The organism is uncultured Boseongicola sp. (assembly GCF_937988555.1).
Classification (GTDB): Bacteria; Pseudomonadota; Alphaproteobacteria; order Rhodobacterales; family Rhodobacteraceae; genus Boseongicola.
The window spans coordinates 1-17,710 of record NZ_CALJXO010000038.1; the positions used below are offsets into that span (position 1 = coordinate 1).

Genomic DNA, 17,710 nt, shown 5'->3' on the forward strand with positions numbered 1-17,710 from the left:
CCTTTTTGCAGCGCTCCGAATAGCGCATGGAGCACGGCTGCCATGAGGGCGAGACCAAGTGCGACCTGGCGGCCTTGGTCCGTGCCTTCGAGAGAAATCAGCCATTCGCTCAATTTTCGACCGTTTCCTCTTTGAAAATAACGCTGACTGTGCCGCCGAGGAAGGCCGCACTTAGGGTGTCGGGCGTTATGGCGCCAAGGCTCAAGAACGGGGCCAGAGGGATGGGCGACTGGGTTGCGATCTGGACAAAAACCTCGCCCCAGGGCACGGGGCCTGCGGTGATCAGGGCAACCAGAGCGGCCTTTGTATCCGCGTCAAACACATTGCCGGGAAGGTTCGACACAAGCGCGCGCAGGTCGCGTTTCGTGCCATCTATAACGCTTTCCGGAGAGCCCGGAACTGCGGAAAGCTTGCCAATCATGGCGCCAAGGATCAATCCGTCGGCGAAACCGCGATTTTCGACCTCAAGCGTCAAATGTTCAAGCATGAGGGTTTTAAGGGCAGTCGTATCCCCCGTCAGGAGTTGAGGCGAAACGCCGGTTGCGCGGAACCCGTAAGAAAAACGGTTTTCGCCCGGAAAATCGATATCCAGCGAGGCAAGTTCAAAGCGCCCGTCAGGAAAATCCCACCAGACAAAGAGTGTGGCGTCGATGTCGTTCCGACGGTTTTGCTCGGCCAGCATATAGCTGATCCATGCGTCTTCGGTGCGCGGCGTTATCCGCAATCCGTCAAGATCGCCTGTTAAGCTGATCCGTCCGCTGCCGATCGTTAGGGCCTCAATGCCCTCAAGACGCCAGATGAGTGAGGCTACTTCTATGGTGAGAATGTCTTGCGCAAGGACAAGGTCGCTTTGGCGGCAGGTGCCTTGATCTTCGGCGAATGTGCCGGGGTCTTGAAGCGTGTAATTGCTACTGTGTAGTGCCGACAGAAGGATCGCGCGCTCACTAGAGCAATCGGCTGTTACGATGGTTGGCGCAACCGCAAGAACGATCGCGGCCAGATATCTCACTCTTCCAACCCCGTAAGGGCGGCGGCGAATTCGCGGGGGTCGAACGGCGCGAGATCGTCGATTTGCTCGCCGACGCCGATGGCGTGGATTGGCAGGCCGAAGCGGTCGGCAAGCGCGACAAGGACGCCGCCTTTTGCGGTGCCATCAAGTTTGGTCATGATGAGGCCTGAGACGTCTGCGATTTTCTGGAAGATCTCAACTTGGTTGAGCGCGTTTTGACCCGTCGTCGCGTCAAGCACGAGAAGTGTGTTATGAGGCGCCTCGGGGTCTTTTTTGCGGATGACTCGCACGATCTTGGCAAGTTCTTCCATGAGGTCAGCGCGGTTTTGAAGGCGGCCTGCGGTGTCGATCATCAAAAGATCAGCACCGTCCGCCTCTGCCTTGGTCATGGCGTCATATGCAAGGCTGGCGGGGTCAGAGCCCTCGGGCGCAGTCATCACCGGCACGCCTGCGCGGTCACCCCAGACTTGCAACTGTTCGACTGCCGCCGCACGGAACGTGTCGCCCGCAGCGATAACGACGGTCTTGCCCGCGGCGCGGAATTGCGAGGCCAGTTTGCCGATGGTTGTGGTTTTTCCCGAGCCGTTTACGCCAACAACCAGCACCACCTGCGGGCGTTTTTGATAGATCGGCATGGGCTTGGCGACGGGTTCCATGATGCGGGCAATTTCGCTGGCCATCATGTCCTTAAGTTCGTCGGTCGAGAACTTTTTACCCAAGCGACCCTCGGCCATATTGGCCGTGACACGCATAGAGGTTTCGACGCCCATGTCAGCAGAGATGAGGAGTTCCTCGATCTGTTCCAACATATCATCATCAAGGGTACGGCGGACAACGGCTTTTTGTTCAGTACGACCGAAGATACGCCCGAAAAGGCCCGGCTTGGCAGGTTCGCGAGCCGCCTCCGAAACAGTTTCAACCGGGAGTGAGGTTGGAGTTGGAGTTGGAGTTGGTTCCGGCCTCTCTGGTTGGGCGTCCTCGATCTCTTTAGGGTCGACTGGCTCTGTCCTTCGCGGCGTTTGCTGCGCAATCGCTTGGTCGGCATCGTCGATCTCTTGATGATCGACTTGCTCTGGCTCTGGCTCTGGCTCTGGCTCTGGCTCTGGCTCTGGCTCTGGCTCTCGAATGGCAATCACTTCAGGGTCCGGCGCAATAGCTTTCTCAGGGCGCGGCACGACCGTTTCGACAATCGGTTCAGCTAATTCTTCGACTTCGACCGGGTCCGGCGACGGCGCTGCCTCGGCGATCGGCTCTTCTTCGACGCCGCCGTCCTCGACGATGGCATCAAGTCCCTTATCAATTTTCGAGGACGACTTGAACAGTCGCTCTTTCAGTTTCGAGAAAAACGCCATGAAGCCTCCGCGCCCGGTTTCTCTTCACCTATTCGCTTGAGAACGGAAGGAAAAGACTTGCGCGGGGGGCTTTGGCGGTTTGGACGTCAGATTTCGTCCGGGAAGTGCTTTATTGTCAGGCGGATCGGGTTTGGAGCTGCTTGGCCCAGACCACAGATCGACGCATCCGCCATCGCCTGACAGAGGTCCTCGAGAAGCGGCTGGTCCCATGTATCGGCCTGCATCAGCTTTACGGCCTTTTCACAGCCCACACGGCATGGCGTGCATTGGCCACAGCTTTCGTCTTCAAAAAATCTCAGCATATTGAGGGCGGCGGCTTTAACGCTGTCTTTGTCTGACAGGATTATGACAGCTGCGGAGCCGATGAAACTGCCTAAGGGCTGCAGCGTATCAAAGTCGAGCGGCACATCGTCTATAGAGGCTGGCAGAAGGCCTGAGGACGGACCTCCGGGCTGGTAGGCCTTAAAGGTGTGATCATCCGACATTCCGCCTGCGGCTTCGATGATGTCGGTGATGGTTGAGCCTGCTGGAAGAAGGTGCACGCCGGGTTTGTTAACACGGCCAGAGACCGAGTAGGAACGCAGGCCTTTGCGGCCATTCAGTTCGACGCTTGAGAGGATTTCAGGGCCCTCGCGGCAGATGCGGGCGACCCAGTGCAGCGTTTCGATGTTGTGGACCAGTGTCGGGCGTCCGAAAAGTCCGACTTGGGCGACGAAAGGTGGTCGGTGACGCGGAAGGCCGCGCTTGCCTTCGATCGACTCGATCATCGCGCTTTCTTCGCCGCAGATGTAGGCGCCGGCACCGCGACGGACTTCAATAAAGCCGGGTTCGACAATGCTTGCGGCCTCAAGAGCAGCAATTTCGGTGGCTAGGATGTGAAGAACCGCCGGGTATTCGTCACGCATATAGATGTAAACGCGGTCCGCTGAGACCGCCGCGGCAGCGATAAGCATGCCTTCAAGGAAAAGGTGCGGGGTGCGCTCAAGGTAGTAGCGATCTTTGAACGTGCCGGGTTCGCCTTCGTCTCCGTTAACGGCCATAAGGCGCGGGCCGGGATAGGAGCGCACGAAGCCCCATTTTTTGCCCGACGGAAATCCGGCGCCGCCAAGTCCGCGAAGGCCGGAGGCGAGAATTGTTTCTTCGACTTTATCCCAGTCTTGCGCGGCACGGTGGGTTTCCAATGCGTGGTAGCCCCCGGTCGCGCGGTAGCATTCAAGCGTTTCATAGGCGGGGATGTCGGCGTGGGTGTCGCCCGTTTTGGCAGCTGCAAGAACGCTTTCGGAGGTCGCGTGGTCGATGTGATTGTGGCCAATTTCAACAACCGGTGCTGTGTCACAGCGGCCCATGCAGGGCGCGCGAACAATGCGGATTTCGGCAGCATCGGTTCCCGCTTCGAGCGCCGATTTCAACGCCTGTGCACCGGCAAGTTCGCACGATAGCGAGTCGCAGACCCGCACAGTCAGCGCGGGCGGCGGCATTTCCCCTTCTTTGACCACGTCGAAATGGGCGTAGAAAGTTGCAACCTCGTAGACCTCGGCCTGTGCGATGCGAAGCTCTTCAGCGAGCGCGCGCATATGGGCCGCGGAGAGGTGTCCGTAGGCGTCCTGGACCAGGTGCAGAAATTCGATCAGCAAATCACGATTGCGGGGGGCGTCGCCGAGAAGAGCAAGCACTTCGGCGTGTGCGCCATCATCCAGCTGACGGCCTTTGGGCGTGTGACGCCCTTTGCCCCGTCCGGATTTCCAGACACCTTTTTTGCTTTCGTCCAACGCCATGTCGGCTCCCCGGATCTTGATTTTCTGACGACACTCTAGACGGTCTTAGGGGGGTGGAAAGCTCGAAAAGCGACGTCTCGGAGCTGTTTTCACGTCTTGGATTGGCAATGCGCGACGAGGATGCGAAACATGGGAGTATGAGAGTGTTGGTTTTCCTTATTTTGTGCCTGCCTGTGGCTGGTTTTTCTGCAGATCGGTCCGTGTCGCCGTCCGAGTTCGAATCCATAGTGACCGACAAGACGTTGTCGTATTCCATCCAAGGGGTTGAGTACGGCGCCGAAGAATATTTCGGTAGCCGCCGGGTCAGATGGTCGTATCTTGACGGCGAATGCGAGGACGGCGAATGGTATCCGAAGGGCGAGCAGGTTTGCTTTGTCTATGACGCATTGCCATCGCCACAGTGCTGGCAGTTCTACCTGCGCGATGACCGGCTTTTGGCGCGATTTGAAAATAATCCAGACGCGACAGAGCTTTACGAACTGGATCGGCGGGAAGAGCCGTTGATGTGCCTCGGTCCCAAAGTCGGGGTTTAGAACAAGGTGCCTTGATCCGGCTTTTTCTTTCGGAATTTGGGTTTTGATGCGGCGGCATCGGTGGTGACATTGACGCGTCCATCGCGGAATTGGATTTCAAGCGCTTGGGCAGATTTGGCGGCGTCCGCTCCGGTGACGATTGTTTCGCCCGCGCGCACAACAGAGTAGCCGCGTTGCAGAGTTTCCTCGTAACCGATTGAGCGACGCACACGGTCGAGGGCGTCGACTTTTTCCGAAGCACGCGAAAGGCCCAAGGCAAATGCTCCGTTAAGTTTCGGAGATAAAGCATTGAAATCGCGCCGCTGTCTGTCTGCTTTTTCCTTCAGGTGTGCGGGGCGAAGGCGGGTGGCAATAAGGCGGTCCTTGCGCGACTGAACCACGCGGATCAAGCCGGGGCCAAGGCGGCGAGACCATTCACCGACACGCTGGGTTTCTGTTCGCAGGCGCGCTCGCAACGTAGCCGGGCGGATCGCGCTGGACAGTTGTGCAACTTGTGCCGCATGCCGTTCTACCGTCTGTCGAAGCGCGCGCGGCAATGCTTCGTCGGCGCGGTCAAGGCGTTGGCGGGGTTCGTTCAAAAGGGCTTCGGCGCGCGGCAAAATGCGCACAAGGTCGCGGAGCCTTTCTTTGCGACGGCTGACGCCCTGGCCCACAGCGCGGCTAAGCCGGCCGTCTTGGCTATCAACCCAAGCAATCAGATCAAGGCGAACGGGGACGGCAAGCTCGGCGGCAGCGGTGGGCGTTGGGGCGCGTTTGTCGGAGGTGAAATCGATAAGGGTGGTGTCGGTTTCATGGCCAACGGCCGAGATCAGGGGGATATCACTATCGGCAGCGGCGCGCGCGACAACTTCTTCGTTGAAGCCCCAGAGGTCTTCGATAGAGCCGCCACCGCGTGCCACAATGATAAGATCGGGACGCGGAAGAGCGCCACCGGGCGTCATAGCATTGAAGCCTTTAATCGCGTTGGCGACTTGCGTCGCGCAGGCTTCGCCCTGAACTGCGACGGGCCAGATCAAGACCTTGCGCGGGAACCGGTCGCGCAAGCGATGCAGGATGTCACGTATGACGGCCCCTTGGGGAGACGTCACAACACCAATGATTTCAGGTAGATAAGGAAGCGGTTTTTTGCGGGCTTCGTCAAAAAGGCCTTCTGCTGCGAGCTTTTTCTTGCGGCGTTCCAGCATGGCCATCAAGGCGCCCTCGCCCGCGACGGCGATGCGCACCGCGTTCAAAGCATACTTCGATGAGAAGCCTGAGGCCGTCATTTTGCCTTCGGCAATGATCTCCATACCTTCTTCGGGCATCGTGCCAAGGCCCGGCACCTGCCCTTTCCACGACATGCATGACAGCACAGATTTGTCATCTTTCAGATCAAAATAAAGATGACCCGAGCGCGCGCGTGTCACGCGTCCAACCTCGCCGCGCACTCGAACGTAAGCCAACTCGCCTTCGATCAGACGGCGAACGGTCCCGGCAATTTCTGAGACCGAGAATTCGGGGGCGTTGTCGCCCGGTGTGTCTTCGAAAAGGTCCATTGCCCGTGCCTTGTGCTTGCGCTTGCGGGACCCTAGAACGCCTGAGAGGCGAGGTGAAGCGGGACATTGCGATGAATATTCTCATTCTTGGTGGCGGCGGGCGCGAACATTCGTTGGCTTGGGCCGCGCTGCAAAACCCGAAATGCGATGTGCTAATTGTGGCACCTGGAAACGCAGGCATCGCCGAGATCGCGACGTGCGCGGATCTGGACATCAATGACGGCGCTGCGGTTGTCGCTTTTGCCGAAGAACATGCGATAGATTTTGTGATTGTCGGACCCGAAGCGCCTTTGGCGGCAGGCGTGTCGGACGAATTGCGTGTGGCTGGATTTTTGGTGTTTGGGCCAAGTCAGGCGGCGGCGGAATTGGAGGCCTCGAAGGGCTTTACCAAGGAAGTCTGTGACGCTGCAAACGCCCCGACGGCGGCTTGGGCACGCTTTAACGATCCGGAAAGCGCGAAGGCTTATATTCGCGCGCAGGGCGCACCGATTGTTGTGAAGGCCGATGGGTTGGCCGCGGGCAAGGGCGTGGTTGTGGCAATGTCCAAGGTCGAAGCCTTGGATGCGATTGACAATATGTTCGGCGGCGCCTTTGGGGCTGCCGGAGCCGAAGTTGTGATCGAGGAGTTTATGGACGGCGAAGAAGCGTCGTTCTTTGTGCTGTGCGACGGGCTTGATGCGCTGCCGATTGGCACGGCGCAGGACCACAAGCGGGTTGGCGAAGGCGATACGGGCCCCAACACCGGCGGGATGGGGGCCTATTCCCCAGCGCCGGTCTTGTCGGATACTGTGGCGGCGCGCACGATGGAAGAGATCATCCGTCCGACCTTGGCCGAGATGGTGCGACGCGGCACACCGTATCAAGGCGTTTTATATGCAGGACTTATGATCAAGGACGGCGCGCCAAGGTTGGTGGAATACAATGTGCGTTTTGGCGATCCGGAGTGTCAGATTCTGATGATGCGGTTGGGCGCTCAGGCGTTTGATCTGATCCATGCTTGCGCCGAAGGTCGCCTGGCCGACGCACAAGTCACTTGGGCGGATGACCATGCGATCACGGTTGTTCTTGCCGCAAAAGGTTATCCGGGCAACTACGAAAAAGGTAGCGAGATCAAAGGACTGAGTGGATTAGGCGAAGACAGTTTTCGGATGGTCTTTCACGCCGGAACCACGCGGGACGGTGACAGTGTGCTTGCGACGGGCGGTCGGGTGCTGAATGTCACGGCACGAGCCGCCACACTGGAGGCGGCGCGCGCTGCCGCCTACGCGGATGTCGATGCAATTGACTGGCCCGGTGGGTTTTGCCGACGCGATATCGGCTGGCGCACGCTATCTGATTGACACAAGGGTTTTGCGGAGGACACCATGGCGACCGAACTAATGCGCAACGAGGCTGGCATTGCGACGGCATTGGGCATCCTTAAACAACAATTCGGTGAGCGTTTTCAAACCGGTGCTTCGGTGCGCGAACAACATGGTCACACAACGACGTGGATCGAAAACCAGCCGCCCGATGCCGTAATATTTGCGCGATCAACCGACGATGTCACTACCGTTGTGAAGGTCTGCGCGACCCACAAGGTGCCGATCATTGCCTTTGGTACAGGCACATCACTGGAAGGACACGTAAACGCCGCTGCGGGTGGGGTTTCCATTGATGTCAGTCAGATGAACCAAATTCTGGCAGTCCATTCAGAGGATCTAGATTGCGTTGTGCAACCCGGCGTGACCCGTAAACAGCTGAACGAGCACCTGCGCGATCAGGGGTTATTCTTCCCGATTGACCCCGGAGCAAATGCGTCCCTTGGCGGGATGGCTGCCACGCGCGCAAGCGGGACCAACGCGGTGCGCTATGGGACGATGAAGGATTGCGTTTTGTCACTGAAGGCCGTGTTGCCGGATGGTCGGGTGATCCGCACCGGGCAACGCGCAAGGAAGTCATCGGCGGGTTATGATCTGACGCGGTTGTTCATCGGGTCGGAAGGCACGCTAGGGATCATCACGGAACTTACGATCCGACTGCAAGGGATACCCGAGGCAATGGCCTCGGCCACCTGTTCGTTTCCCAACGTTGAAGCCGCCTGCAATACGGTGATATCTACGATCCAGATGGGTGTGCCGGTCGCACGGATCGAATTGTTGGACGAAGCGCAGGTGCGCGCGTGCAATGCTTATTCGAAACTTGAGCTGCAAGAGACCCCTTTGTTGTTGCTGGAATTTCATGGATCGAAAGCAAGCGTCGCCGAGCAGGCCGAGATATTTGGCGAGATTGCTGCGGATGTTGGGGGGACCAACTTTGCATGGACCGCATCTCCCGAGGAGCGCACGAAGCTTTGGCAGGCACGTCATGACGTCTATTGGGCAGCCCGCGCCTACCGGCCCGGCGCGAGCGTGGTGGCAACGGATGTTTGTGTCCCGATTTCTCGGCTGGCGGAATGTGTTTCAGCCGCGACCTCGAAAATGGCCGAGCTTGATCTGATCGCACCCATTGTCGGTCACGTGGGCGATGGCAACTTCCACACAAGCATTCTGGTGATGAAGGACGATGCTGATGAAGTCGCGCGCGCGGAGACTTTTGTAGGCTGGCTGAATGAAACGGCGATTGGCATGGAGGGCACCTGCACCGGAGAACATGGCGTTGGTCAAGGCAAGCGCGCATATCTGCAGGCCGAACTAGGCGACGCGACGGACGTGATGGTTGCGATCAAGGCGGCGATTGATCCTGATAACATAATGAACCCGGGCAAAATCGTCTGAGGGATGTATCTCGCGCCGCGCGGAACGGATGTTTTTGTCGATACCACCGCACATCTCGGAATTTCCACGCGCGGATTGGCACGTTTTGCATGAATGGTACATTTTCGGCGAAGCACGGATGCTGATCGACAATGGTGCCAATACAACAGACACTGGTGCAATGCTTGGCTTTTATAGTCACCTAGGCAATCGGGTTAAGGTTGGTGTGGGCTCTGAATTGGACCACGTCAGCGAAGATCTGGCCGACATCGACTAAATCGGCCAGGGCGCGTTTTTGAATATTGTGGCGAAGTTTTAAAGGCATCAACGCGCGTGGATCAGTCCTGCTTTTTGCGTTTCGCAAGCGCCTCGTAGCCGGGCAACACACGATCGGACCGCGCACGCAGCATCGCGCTGATCCGCGGTGTAGTGCCGGTTTCTGCGCGCGAACGGGTTTGCAGCACAGGCGTGTTGGCCGATCTTCCGCCAAGACTTTCGCGCAAGACAACATAGACGCCCGCAAGCACGATCACGCCCGCGCCGATCCATGTGAATTTATCAGGGTACTCGTTGAAAAAGGCCGCCCCAAAAATGGCTGCCCAGATGATCTGACTGTACTGCATAGGCGCGACAATCGCCGCATCTCCCGAGCGGTAGGCGAGGATGGTGCAAAGCGCACCGGTGAAACCGAACACAGCGACAATTGCCAGAAGACCGAGGTGTTCAATAGGCATCGGCACATATACAAATGGCAGGATCATCCCCATGATTGCGACGTTGGCCATCATCGGAAAAAGCACCATGACGGCGCTGCGTTCCTCGGCACCGATCTTGCGCGCAATAACAGCGGCAAAAGCGCTGCCGCTGGCCGCCGCAAGGCCCGCGAAATGCCCAAGCGTAAAAGGCTCTGCACCCGGTCTGAGGACGATAAGAACGCCGGCAAGCCCCATCGCGACGGCGGCCCAACGATGTGCGCCGACTTTCTCGCCCAGCATGGGGATCGACAAGATGGTGATCAGGAGGGGCGCGGCAAAGATGAAGGCGTAGACCTGCGCAAGCGGCAAGACGGAGAAGGCGTAAAACGCGCCGACGCCTGTGATTAAGACAGACGCGGTGCGCGCCAGTACCCACCACGGATGCACCGGGCGCAGGGTTCCCGGCGTTTTGTCAGTCATCAGCATCAGCGTAGCAAGAGGGAACCCGAGGAGAGCTGAGAAGAACAGGATCTGAAACGGGGCGTAAGTCGCGCCCAACACTTTGATCACGACGTCATGGGTCGAGAACACGGCAAAGCCTGCAAGCGCAAAGCCCACGGCTTTCAGATTTGATTTTTCGACCATCGCATTGATCCTGCAGGTATTCTGCAAGACCTCGCGTGAAGAGCGCGTTACGTCAAGCCGCCAAATGTGGGTGGCAGCCATGACGCGCGCGCAAGCCACAATGTGGAAACTGGGGCATGCAGCCCCCGAGCTTCAGAGCGATGCGTCGAGTTTCGCGACAATCGCGTCGCCCATTTCACTGGTCGACACTGGCGCGCTGCCTTCTTCGCCGATGAGATCTGCGGTGCGCAGACCATCCGCAAGAACGGCTTCAATGGCGTCTTCCAGGCGGGTGGCTTCGTCGCCTTCGTCGAAGCTATACCGCAGCGCCATGGCGAAGCTGAGGATACAGGCAATCGGGTTCGCTTTGCCCTGCCCTGCGATGTCAGGCGCCGAGCCGTGTACGGGTTCGTACATTGCTTTCGGGCGGCCGTTGGCCATCGGCGCGCCAAGCGAGGCCGAGGGCAACATGCCAAGCGAGCCAGTCAGCATCGCGGCGAGATCGGACAGCAGGTCCCCGAACAGGTTATCGGTGACGATGACGTCAAACTGCTTTGGCCACCGGGTCAACTGCATCGCGCCCGCGTCGGCGTACATGTGGCTGAGTTCAACGTCGGGGTACTCCGCCGCGTGGATTTCGGTCACAACGTCGCGCCACAATACGCCCGATTCCATAACGTTGGCTTTTTCCATCGAGCAGACTTTGTTGTCGCGCTTGCGGGCAAGTTCAAAAGCCGAGCGCGCGACGCGGGCTATTTCACTTTCAGTGTATCGCTGGGTGTTGATGCCGACGCGTTCGTTGCCTTCTTTGTGGATGCCGCGCGGTTCGCCGAAGTAAACGCCAGATGTCAGTTCCCGCACGATCATGATGTCGAGGCCACCAACGACATCTGCCTTAAGGGACGAGAAATCAGCAAGCGCATCAAAACACTGGGCCGGGCGCAGGTTGGCGTATAGGTCCATTTCTTTACGAAGGCGCAGAAGGCCGCGCTCGGGCTTTAGCGAGAAATCAAGGTTATCATAGGCCGGGCCACCCACAGCCCCGAGAAGGACGGCATCGGCTGCTTGGGCCTTGGCCATCGTCTCATCCGTAAGCGGCGTGCCGTGGGCGTCGTAGGCACATCCGCCGACCAAGTCTTCGCTGACGTCGAATGAAAGATCGCGCTTGGCTCCGTACCAGTCGATGACTTTGCGCACCTCGGTCATCACTTCGGGGCCAATGCCGTCACCGGCGAGAATAAGGAGGGAAGGGTTGGTCATAACTGTCTCCGACGTCAGGGTTTAAAGGGGCGTACCCCTGCTCCGCCGGGGCGTCAAGAAGCCCGGGGTTTCGCATCGCATTCATCGACCAATCGCGCCGCCAGAATGTCCCACACCCGCGCCACTCTCGGATTTTGGCGGATCTTTTCGTGGGCCGTCAGCCAAACCTCAAGAGCGGGGATATCGATGGGAAGATCAAGTTCTTCAACCAACGGGTCGGCTCGCCCGTTCCGGCATTGCGAAAATCCAACTCCGCACCCCGCACGAACCAATTCCCAGTAGACAGTCTGATTATCTGTCCGCACGGAAAAGAAATTGCGGTCGACGTTCACGCCCACATTCCGAAATCCCTGGATAATTTCCTCGTTACGATCGTAGCCAATAAAATCAAGCACAAGGAAGTCGTTTATGTTTTCCGGCCTGCCGTGCCGTTGAAGGTAGGTTCTGGCAGCGAAAATGCCCAGCGTCACGTCACCGATGTGGCGCGTAATCATGTCGAGTTGTTTTGGGCGATACATACGCACCGCTATGTCGGCCTCGCGAAACAAAAGGTTTTCGCTTTGGTCCGAGGCGACCAGATCAATCTGTATCTCGGGGTATTCGTGACGCACGTCCGCCAGCACTTTGGGAAGGATATAGTGAGAGACAAAAAGACTGGCTGTGATGCGGACCGTGCCGGCCACCTCAGTCTCGCCGCCGGTGGCCGCGCGCGACAAAGCCTCGGCGGCATTGCGCATGGCACGCGCGGGTTCAAGAAGGGTATCGCCCAATTCGGTGAGAGCCATGCCGCGCGCTTTCCGCCTGAAAAGATCAGCGCCAAGGGTATCCTCAATGGTTTGAATATGTCGGCCAACTGTGGGTTGGGACAGGCCAAGAGTACGCGCAGCCCCCGACAGAGAGCCGGTTTCAGCGACGGCAAGGAAGGCCTGCACAAGCGACCAATCGAGAGAACCCAGGGACTTATCCATTCAATACTGAATAGCAGATCTGCATTTTCTGGCAATTTCAATACGCAAAGGAATGGTAGAATGACACCGTAGAGACATTGATGGAGATCGTTGTGAGCGGAACAGTTTTGATATTAGGCGCGTCTGGTCGGTTTGGCCGCCATGCAGCCGAAGCGTTTTGGAACCGCAGTTGGCAGGTGAAAACCTTTGATCGGGAAACAGAGGATTTAGGCACTGCTGCAGCGGGCGTGGATGTCATCGTGAATGCCTGGAACCCACCTTACACCGCATGGGAGTGTGAGGTTCCACGGTTGACTGAACGGGTGATTGCCGCAGCCAAGTCCAGCGGCGCGGCGGTCATTTTGCCGGGCAATGTCTATGTTTTTGGGCATGATGCACCTCCTTTGCTTAGCGAAACGACGCCCCATGCCGCATCGAACTCCCTGGGACGCGTGCGGATCGAGATGGAGGCGGCCTATCGCGCTTCAGGCGTGCGCACCATCGTGTTGCGGGCCGGAGATTACATCGACACCGAGGCATCGGGGAACTGGTTTGACGCAGTCATAGCGGCCAAGTGCTCCCGCGGAACTTTTGTCGCCCCCGGCGATATGGACGCTGATCACGCCTGGGCCTGGTTGCCTGATCTGGCGCATGCGGCAGTCTTGCTGGCCGAGCGTCTTAGAACATTGGACACTTTTGAAGACCTGTCCTTTCCAGGCTTCAACTTGAGCATGTCCGCCTTGCACCGGATTTGTGAGCAGGCGACGGGACGCGATTTGGAGGTGCGACGGTTCCCGTGGTTTGCAATTCGAGTGGCCGGGCTTTTCTGGCCGATGGGACGCAGTCTGGTTGAGATGCGCTATCTTTGGTCGAAACCGCACCGGTTGGATGGGACACGGCTTCAGACCCTGTTGCCTGAATTACGAACAACCGATCCGCTGACCGCCATCACTGCCGCCCTGAATACTCCTGTCGAGCCAGACAAGTCTGTGGCGCGAGCCGAGGCGCACATCGCTGCTGAATGAGGTTCCGTCACCCTCAGGCCAAAGGACGCCGCTCCTAAGAAAGGTCAGACCGCGAGACGGCATCACGAGTGTGACACGCAGGTTGCCGGAGCGGTTAGGGTCATCGAGCCAGCCTACAATGTCGCGCTCGGGATCGCCCTTGTGGAAGTTGTTGGCTCTGCCGTCCGATTGAGCCGCCGCTTTGGCGCCAAGACTTTCGGGCTGAGGGTCTGCAAGGCGCAGATGACGCAAAAGCGCGTTGAGCGCATCGCCCCGCCCTCCGCCGTCAACGGGATCAAGATTTGAGATTCCCGCAAGGACGAAAAGCGCGTCTGATAGGGCCGCTAAGGTACCCTCGAGAACCTTCAGCCACAAGGGCGCTTCATCGTGATTGTGCCCGTCGCTCATGACTTCGGGGTCGTCGAAAACGGGCGACGCGCATGCCAAGCCAGAAGGTTAAGCATTCGCTCTGAAAAGGTTTTAAGCGGAACAATCCAGTGGGCGGTGGTGGAAAGGTGTTGATTTTGCGTAATATCATCGGGCGGAATGCCGCCGTTGAGATCACGCCAAAGAAGGCCTGTCGGATCTTGCGCATTGGCCCTGTCGATCGGCCATTTCGAAAGGATCGCAAGTCCCCCATCACCGGCCAAACGGCCATAACCCTGCGCGTCTTCAGGCTCGCCAAAACGGCCATCGCGATCAAAATCTTGCCCTGTCGGCAAGCCGTGATTTGGAGGGAGCGCGCAGCCTCGCGATAAAGGCCAAGACGATCTGCAAAGGTGTTCAGGGCAGCAGGGTTCGCGTCAAAGTCGAAATCAGCAAACACGATGGCATCCCCATCAGCCGCACGGATCACACGCAAGCTGGCCGAAATCTGCGTGTCGTCATCTTTTCGATGTCGCGCAGCAAAAGACCCAGGCCATCACGTGATAGTTAGGTGTGATAAACCACAATTCATAAGTCTTCTGAAATTGCCGTTCCGCCGATCAGCAGCGCGATCAGGCTGGCAGCAATCCGTTACCAGCCTCATCTTCGATTTTTGACTGGTGGCGTTTTTCGGTGATCATGCCCGCAATCCGCCCCATCGCGATGCCGCGCATGAAAAGAGACGCCGGTAAGAATGCCCATGCCGCCACCGTCCAGATCAACGTGTGTGGGTTTTCAAGCGACACGGAGCCAAAGAGCCCCGTTGCCGATTTGATTACCGCTGGCGTCAGGAATGGCAGCAAAAACCCTAGGGCAATGTTAAAGCGCGCGTCTCTTTCGAGGCGCTCAACCACGTCTCCGCCTGCTGTGGGGTCAAATGTAGGCAGGTTAACCCAAACGTTGAAGGCGCCGTTTTTCAGCGGCCAGCGCCGCACACGTTGAAGAATGATGAAGATCGCAAGCGTGAGGAGCGAAATTAGGTAGCTGATGCCTGCGGAATTGCGCACCAGCTCGATATGGTCAACCGACGTGTCCGGCGGCAGCATCAAAACGACGAGGCGCACGGGCGAATACGGAAAATCTATGACGCCCCCAATCGAAGCACCGATGCCTGCGACGAATGTGGTCAGGGAAGAAGGTTCGACCTGACCACGTGTCAAAAGCGCAATCAAAACAACGGTGAGGAAGAGTGACGTAAAGCGGATGCGGTTGAACGGCGGCGCATCACGAAACTCAACGAGACCCGGGTAAGACGAAGCATATTCAAAGAAGGTCAGGCCTGCGCCGAAGATGGCGACAAGCGTGACCATTTGCGCGGTGTCGCTTGTCATGCCGGGCAACAATAGCGATGGCGTGGCCAAAAGGACCACGACGAGTAGCGCACGGATAATTGCCCCTGCCAGCCGGATAATCACCGGGACTGCCCCTTTTCCTGACCTGATCCAACGATACGGACCGGCCTTTTTTTGTTTATGTTCCGCCAATTATGGCGGTCTGCCTCAATTTTGCCCAATTTTTGCCTTCTTTCCCCAAGCACGGCAACAATCCCTTACCCATGACGGGAGTCTGAGGCATTTTCGTGGTGCGAATGGTGCGAGATTGCATCATTTCGGCATGAAAAAAGGGCCGCCCTCGCGGACGGCCCCATATCTTGTGGCTAGGGGTTGTTTAGACCCAAGGGCGTTCGGCACCCGCTTTTGCTTCAAATGCATCGATGGAGGCGGCTGCGACCTCGACCGTGAGGCCAATGTCGTCGAGACCGTTCAAAAGACAGTGCTTGCGGAAGGCATCAACTTCGAAGGTGATTTCGCCGCCGTCGGGACCTTGGATGGTCTGGCTTTCGAGATCGACGGTGACAGTCGCATTGGCGCCGCGCGAGGCGTCGTCCATCAGCTTTTCGACGTCTTCTTCGGGCAACGTAATCGGCAGGATGCCGTTCTTGAAGCAATTGTTGTAGAAGATGTCAGCGAAAGAAGTTGAAATCACGCAACGAATGCCGAAGTCCATAAGCGCCCATGGGGCGTGTTCACGGCTTGAACCACAGCCAAAGTTCTCGCCTGCAACAAGGATTTCGGCTTTGCGATAGGCGGGCTGATTAAGCACGAAGTCCTCGACTTCGTTTCCTTCGCGGTCAAAGCGCATTTCGTCGAAAAGGTTCGCGCCAAGACCCGTGCGCTTAATAGTCTTCAGGAACTGCTTTGGGATGATCATATCGGTGTCGATATTCACAAGCGGCATGGGCGCAGCGATCCCAGTGAGGGTGGTGAATTTTTCCATCGTTTTGTCTCCTGACCTTGGCGATTTCCGACTGTCGGCATCGCATCGGTATTACGTAGGTACTGCGTCGGCGCAGGCGTTCGCGGGCATTTAACGCCCTGTTAAGGTCCCACCTGCCCCAACATCACATCAGATCGCGCACATCCGTCAGCTTGCCGGTGATCGCAGCAGCCGCGGCCATTCCGGGCGACATAAGGTGCGTACGCCCCTTATATCCCTGACGGCCCTCGAAGTTGCGGTTCGAGGTGGACGCGCAGCGCTCCTCGGGTGCAAGTTGGTCGGGGTTCATCGCAAGGCACATCGAACAGCCCGCAAGGCGCCACTCAAAACCCGCGTCCTTGAAGATGTCGGCAAGGCCTTCTTCTTCGGCCTGCAAGCGCACAAGACCCGACCCCGGCACGACCATGGCGCGCATGCCTTCCGCGATCTTCTTACCTTTGACGATCTCAGCGACGACACGAAGGTCTTCGATCCGGCCGTTGGTGCAGGACCCGATGAAGACTGTGTCGATTTTGATGTCTGTAAGCTTTTGACCAGGTGTAAGGCCCATATAGTCAAGGGAACGCTGCGCCGCGTCAACTTTGCCGCCCTGAAAACTGTCTGCCGAGGGCACTACATCGGTGATCGCCAGCACATCCTCGGGCGAGGTCCCCCAGGTCACGACAGGCGCGATGTCTTCGCCTTTGATCGTCACGACCGCATCCCAATGCGCGTCGTCGTCGGAAAAGAGCGTTTTCCAATAGGCAAGTGCAGCTTCCCACTGGTCAGCTTTCGGTGCATGGGGGCGGCCATTGACGTATTCGTATGTTTTCTCGTCGGGTGCGATTAGACCCGCGCGTGCGCCTCCTTCGATGGCCATGTTGCAGACGGTCATGCGACCTTCCATCGAAAGATCGCGGATTGCTTCGCCGCAATATTCAATGACATAGCCAGTGCCGCCTGCGGTGCCGGTTTTACCAATGACCGAAAGCGTGATGTCCTTGGCGGTGACGCCGGGACGCAGCTTACCGGTGATCTCGACCTTCATATTCTTCGACTTTTTCTGGATCAGCGTTTGCGTCGCCAAAACATGCTCAACCTCGGAAGTGCCGATGCCGTGGGCCAATGCGCCGAAGGCACCGTGGGTCGCCGTGTGGCTGTCGCCGCAAACGACCGTCATGCCCGGAAGCGTCCAGCCCTGCTCAGGGCCGACAATATGAACAATGCCTTGACGGATATCGGACACAGGATAGTAGTGAATGCCGAAGTCCTTGGCGTTCTTGTCCAAAGCGGCGACCTGAATGCGGCTGTCTTCGGGCATTTGCTCGGGATCGTTGCGGCCCGCCGTAGTTGGCACGTTATGGTCAGGTACAGCGATGGTTTTTTCTGGTGCGCGGACGGGGCGGCCAGCCAAACGCAATCCTTCAAAAGCCTGTGGCGAGGTCACTTCGTGGACAAGATGGCGGTCAATATAGAGCCGACAAGTGCCGTCGTCAGCTTCATGGGCAACGTGGTCGTCCCAGATTTTATCATAGAGCGTGCGAGGATTGGTCATTTTG

General features: G+C 58.0%; 17 protein-coding genes and 1 pseudogene. 5 read left to right on the forward strand and 13 right to left on the reverse strand.

What is annotated here, in order from left to right:
• From Q1B15_RS01985 to Q1B15_RS02000, 4 genes and pseudogenes are all read right to left on the reverse strand, one after another.
• Positions 1–113 (reverse strand): annotated as a pseudogene (locus tag Q1B15_RS01985) (multidrug transporter); the annotation flags it as partial.
• Positions 110–1,009, reverse strand: a complete 900-nt coding sequence (locus Q1B15_RS01990; RefSeq protein WP_299749355.1) for a hypothetical protein — start codon at positions 1,007–1,009, stop codon at positions 110–112. The pseudogene Q1B15_RS01985 and the gene Q1B15_RS01990, both read right to left, overlap by 4 nt.
• Positions 1,006–2,361: a signal recognition particle-docking protein FtsY gene (gene ftsY / locus Q1B15_RS01995; protein ID WP_299749358.1), complete on the reverse strand. Its 1,356-nt coding sequence runs from the start codon at positions 2,359–2,361 to the stop codon at positions 1,006–1,008. Before ftsY ends, Q1B15_RS01990 begins: the two co-directional genes overlap by 4 nt.
• Positions 2,362–2,447: 86 nt before the next feature.
• Positions 2,448–4,136, reverse strand: a complete 1,689-nt coding sequence (locus Q1B15_RS02000) for an NAD(P)H-dependent oxidoreductase subunit E (RefSeq protein WP_299749361.1) — start codon at positions 4,134–4,136, stop codon at positions 2,448–2,450.
• A gap of 137 nt (positions 4,137–4,273) precedes the next feature.
• Here Q1B15_RS02000 and Q1B15_RS02005 point away from each other — a divergent pair, with 137 nt between their 5' ends.
• A complete protein-coding gene (locus Q1B15_RS02005; protein ID WP_299749364.1) occupies positions 4,274–4,669 on the forward strand; it encodes a hypothetical protein in 396 nt (131 codons plus the stop codon).
• On the opposite strand, the gene xseA is transcribed toward Q1B15_RS02005, so the two are convergent.
• Positions 4,666–6,204, reverse strand: a complete 1,539-nt coding sequence (xseA, locus tag Q1B15_RS02010; RefSeq protein WP_299749367.1) for an exodeoxyribonuclease VII large subunit — start codon at positions 6,202–6,204, stop codon at positions 4,666–4,668. The two genes, Q1B15_RS02005 and xseA, sit on opposite strands and share 4 nt — an antisense overlap.
• 71 nt (positions 6,205–6,275) lie before the next feature.
• On the opposite strand from xseA, the gene purD reads away from it, so the two are divergent.
• Genes purD through Q1B15_RS02025 form a run of 3 tightly spaced genes read left to right on the forward strand, consistent with a single transcriptional unit; the run spans position 6,276 to position 9,216 of the window.
• Positions 6,276–7,544, forward strand: a complete 1,269-nt coding sequence (gene purD / locus Q1B15_RS02015) for a phosphoribosylamine--glycine ligase (RefSeq protein WP_299749370.1) — start codon at positions 6,276–6,278, stop codon at positions 7,542–7,544.
• A gap of 24 nt (positions 7,545–7,568) precedes the next feature.
• Positions 7,569–8,960 carry an FAD-linked oxidase C-terminal domain-containing protein gene (locus Q1B15_RS02020; protein ID WP_299749372.1) on the forward strand — a complete coding sequence of 464 codons (1,392 nt, stop codon included), beginning with the start codon at positions 7,569–7,571 and terminating at the stop codon, positions 8,958–8,960.
• 34 nt (positions 8,961–8,994) lie between these two features.
• Complete coding sequence (locus Q1B15_RS02025; RefSeq protein ID WP_299749375.1) at positions 8,995–9,216, forward strand: hypothetical protein; 222 nt, start codon at positions 8,995–8,997, stop codon at positions 9,214–9,216.
• 61 nt (positions 9,217–9,277) lie between these two features.
• Here the strand turns inward: Q1B15_RS02025 and Q1B15_RS02030 are convergent, their stop codons facing one another.
• From Q1B15_RS02030 to Q1B15_RS02040, 3 genes are all read right to left on the reverse strand, one after another.
• Positions 9,278–10,279 (reverse strand): DMT family transporter, encoded by a 1,002-nt coding sequence (locus tag Q1B15_RS02030; protein WP_299749378.1) that lies wholly within the window; start codon positions 10,277–10,279, stop codon positions 9,278–9,280.
• A 132-nt stretch (positions 10,280–10,411) separates the two neighbouring features.
• Entirely contained in the window at positions 10,412–11,518 is a 1,107-nt protein-coding gene (gene leuB / locus Q1B15_RS02035) for a 3-isopropylmalate dehydrogenase (protein WP_299749380.1), read from the reverse strand.
• Positions 11,519–11,571: 53 nt separating this feature from the next.
• Positions 11,572–12,486, reverse strand: coding sequence for a LysR family transcriptional regulator (locus Q1B15_RS02040; protein WP_299749383.1), 915 nt, complete (start codon positions 12,484–12,486; stop codon positions 11,572–11,574).
• 92 nt (positions 12,487–12,578) lie between these two features.
• Between Q1B15_RS02040 and Q1B15_RS02045 the strand changes: the two genes are divergently transcribed.
• Positions 12,579–13,490 carry an epimerase gene (locus tag Q1B15_RS02045; RefSeq protein WP_299749386.1) on the forward strand — a complete coding sequence of 304 codons (912 nt, stop codon included), beginning with the start codon at positions 12,579–12,581 and terminating at the stop codon, positions 13,488–13,490.
• Here the strand turns inward: Q1B15_RS02045 and Q1B15_RS02050 are convergent.
• The 5 genes from Q1B15_RS02050 to leuC form a co-directional block, all read right to left on the reverse strand.
• Complete coding sequence (locus Q1B15_RS02050) at positions 13,386–13,877, reverse strand: hypothetical protein (RefSeq protein ID WP_299749389.1); 492 nt, start codon at positions 13,875–13,877, stop codon at positions 13,386–13,388. The two genes, Q1B15_RS02045 and Q1B15_RS02050, sit on opposite strands and share 105 nt — an antisense overlap.
• Complete coding sequence (locus Q1B15_RS02055) at positions 13,874–14,191, reverse strand: hypothetical protein (protein ID WP_299749392.1); 318 nt, start codon at positions 14,189–14,191, stop codon at positions 13,874–13,876. Before Q1B15_RS02055 ends, Q1B15_RS02050 begins: the two co-directional genes overlap by 4 nt.
• Positions 14,192–14,467: 276 nt before the next feature.
• Positions 14,468–15,310: a hypothetical protein gene (locus tag Q1B15_RS02060; RefSeq protein WP_299749395.1), complete on the reverse strand. Its 843-nt coding sequence runs from the start codon at positions 15,308–15,310 to the stop codon at positions 14,468–14,470.
• Positions 15,311–15,563: 253 nt separating this feature from the next.
• Complete coding sequence (gene leuD, locus Q1B15_RS02065; protein ID WP_299749397.1) at positions 15,564–16,172, reverse strand: 3-isopropylmalate dehydratase small subunit; 609 nt, start codon at positions 16,170–16,172, stop codon at positions 15,564–15,566.
• A 124-nt stretch (positions 16,173–16,296) separates the two neighbouring features.
• Complete coding sequence (leuC, locus tag Q1B15_RS02070; RefSeq protein ID WP_299749399.1) at positions 16,297–17,706, reverse strand: 3-isopropylmalate dehydratase large subunit; 1,410 nt, start codon at positions 17,704–17,706, stop codon at positions 16,297–16,299.
• Positions 17,707–17,710 lie beyond the last annotated feature (4 nt).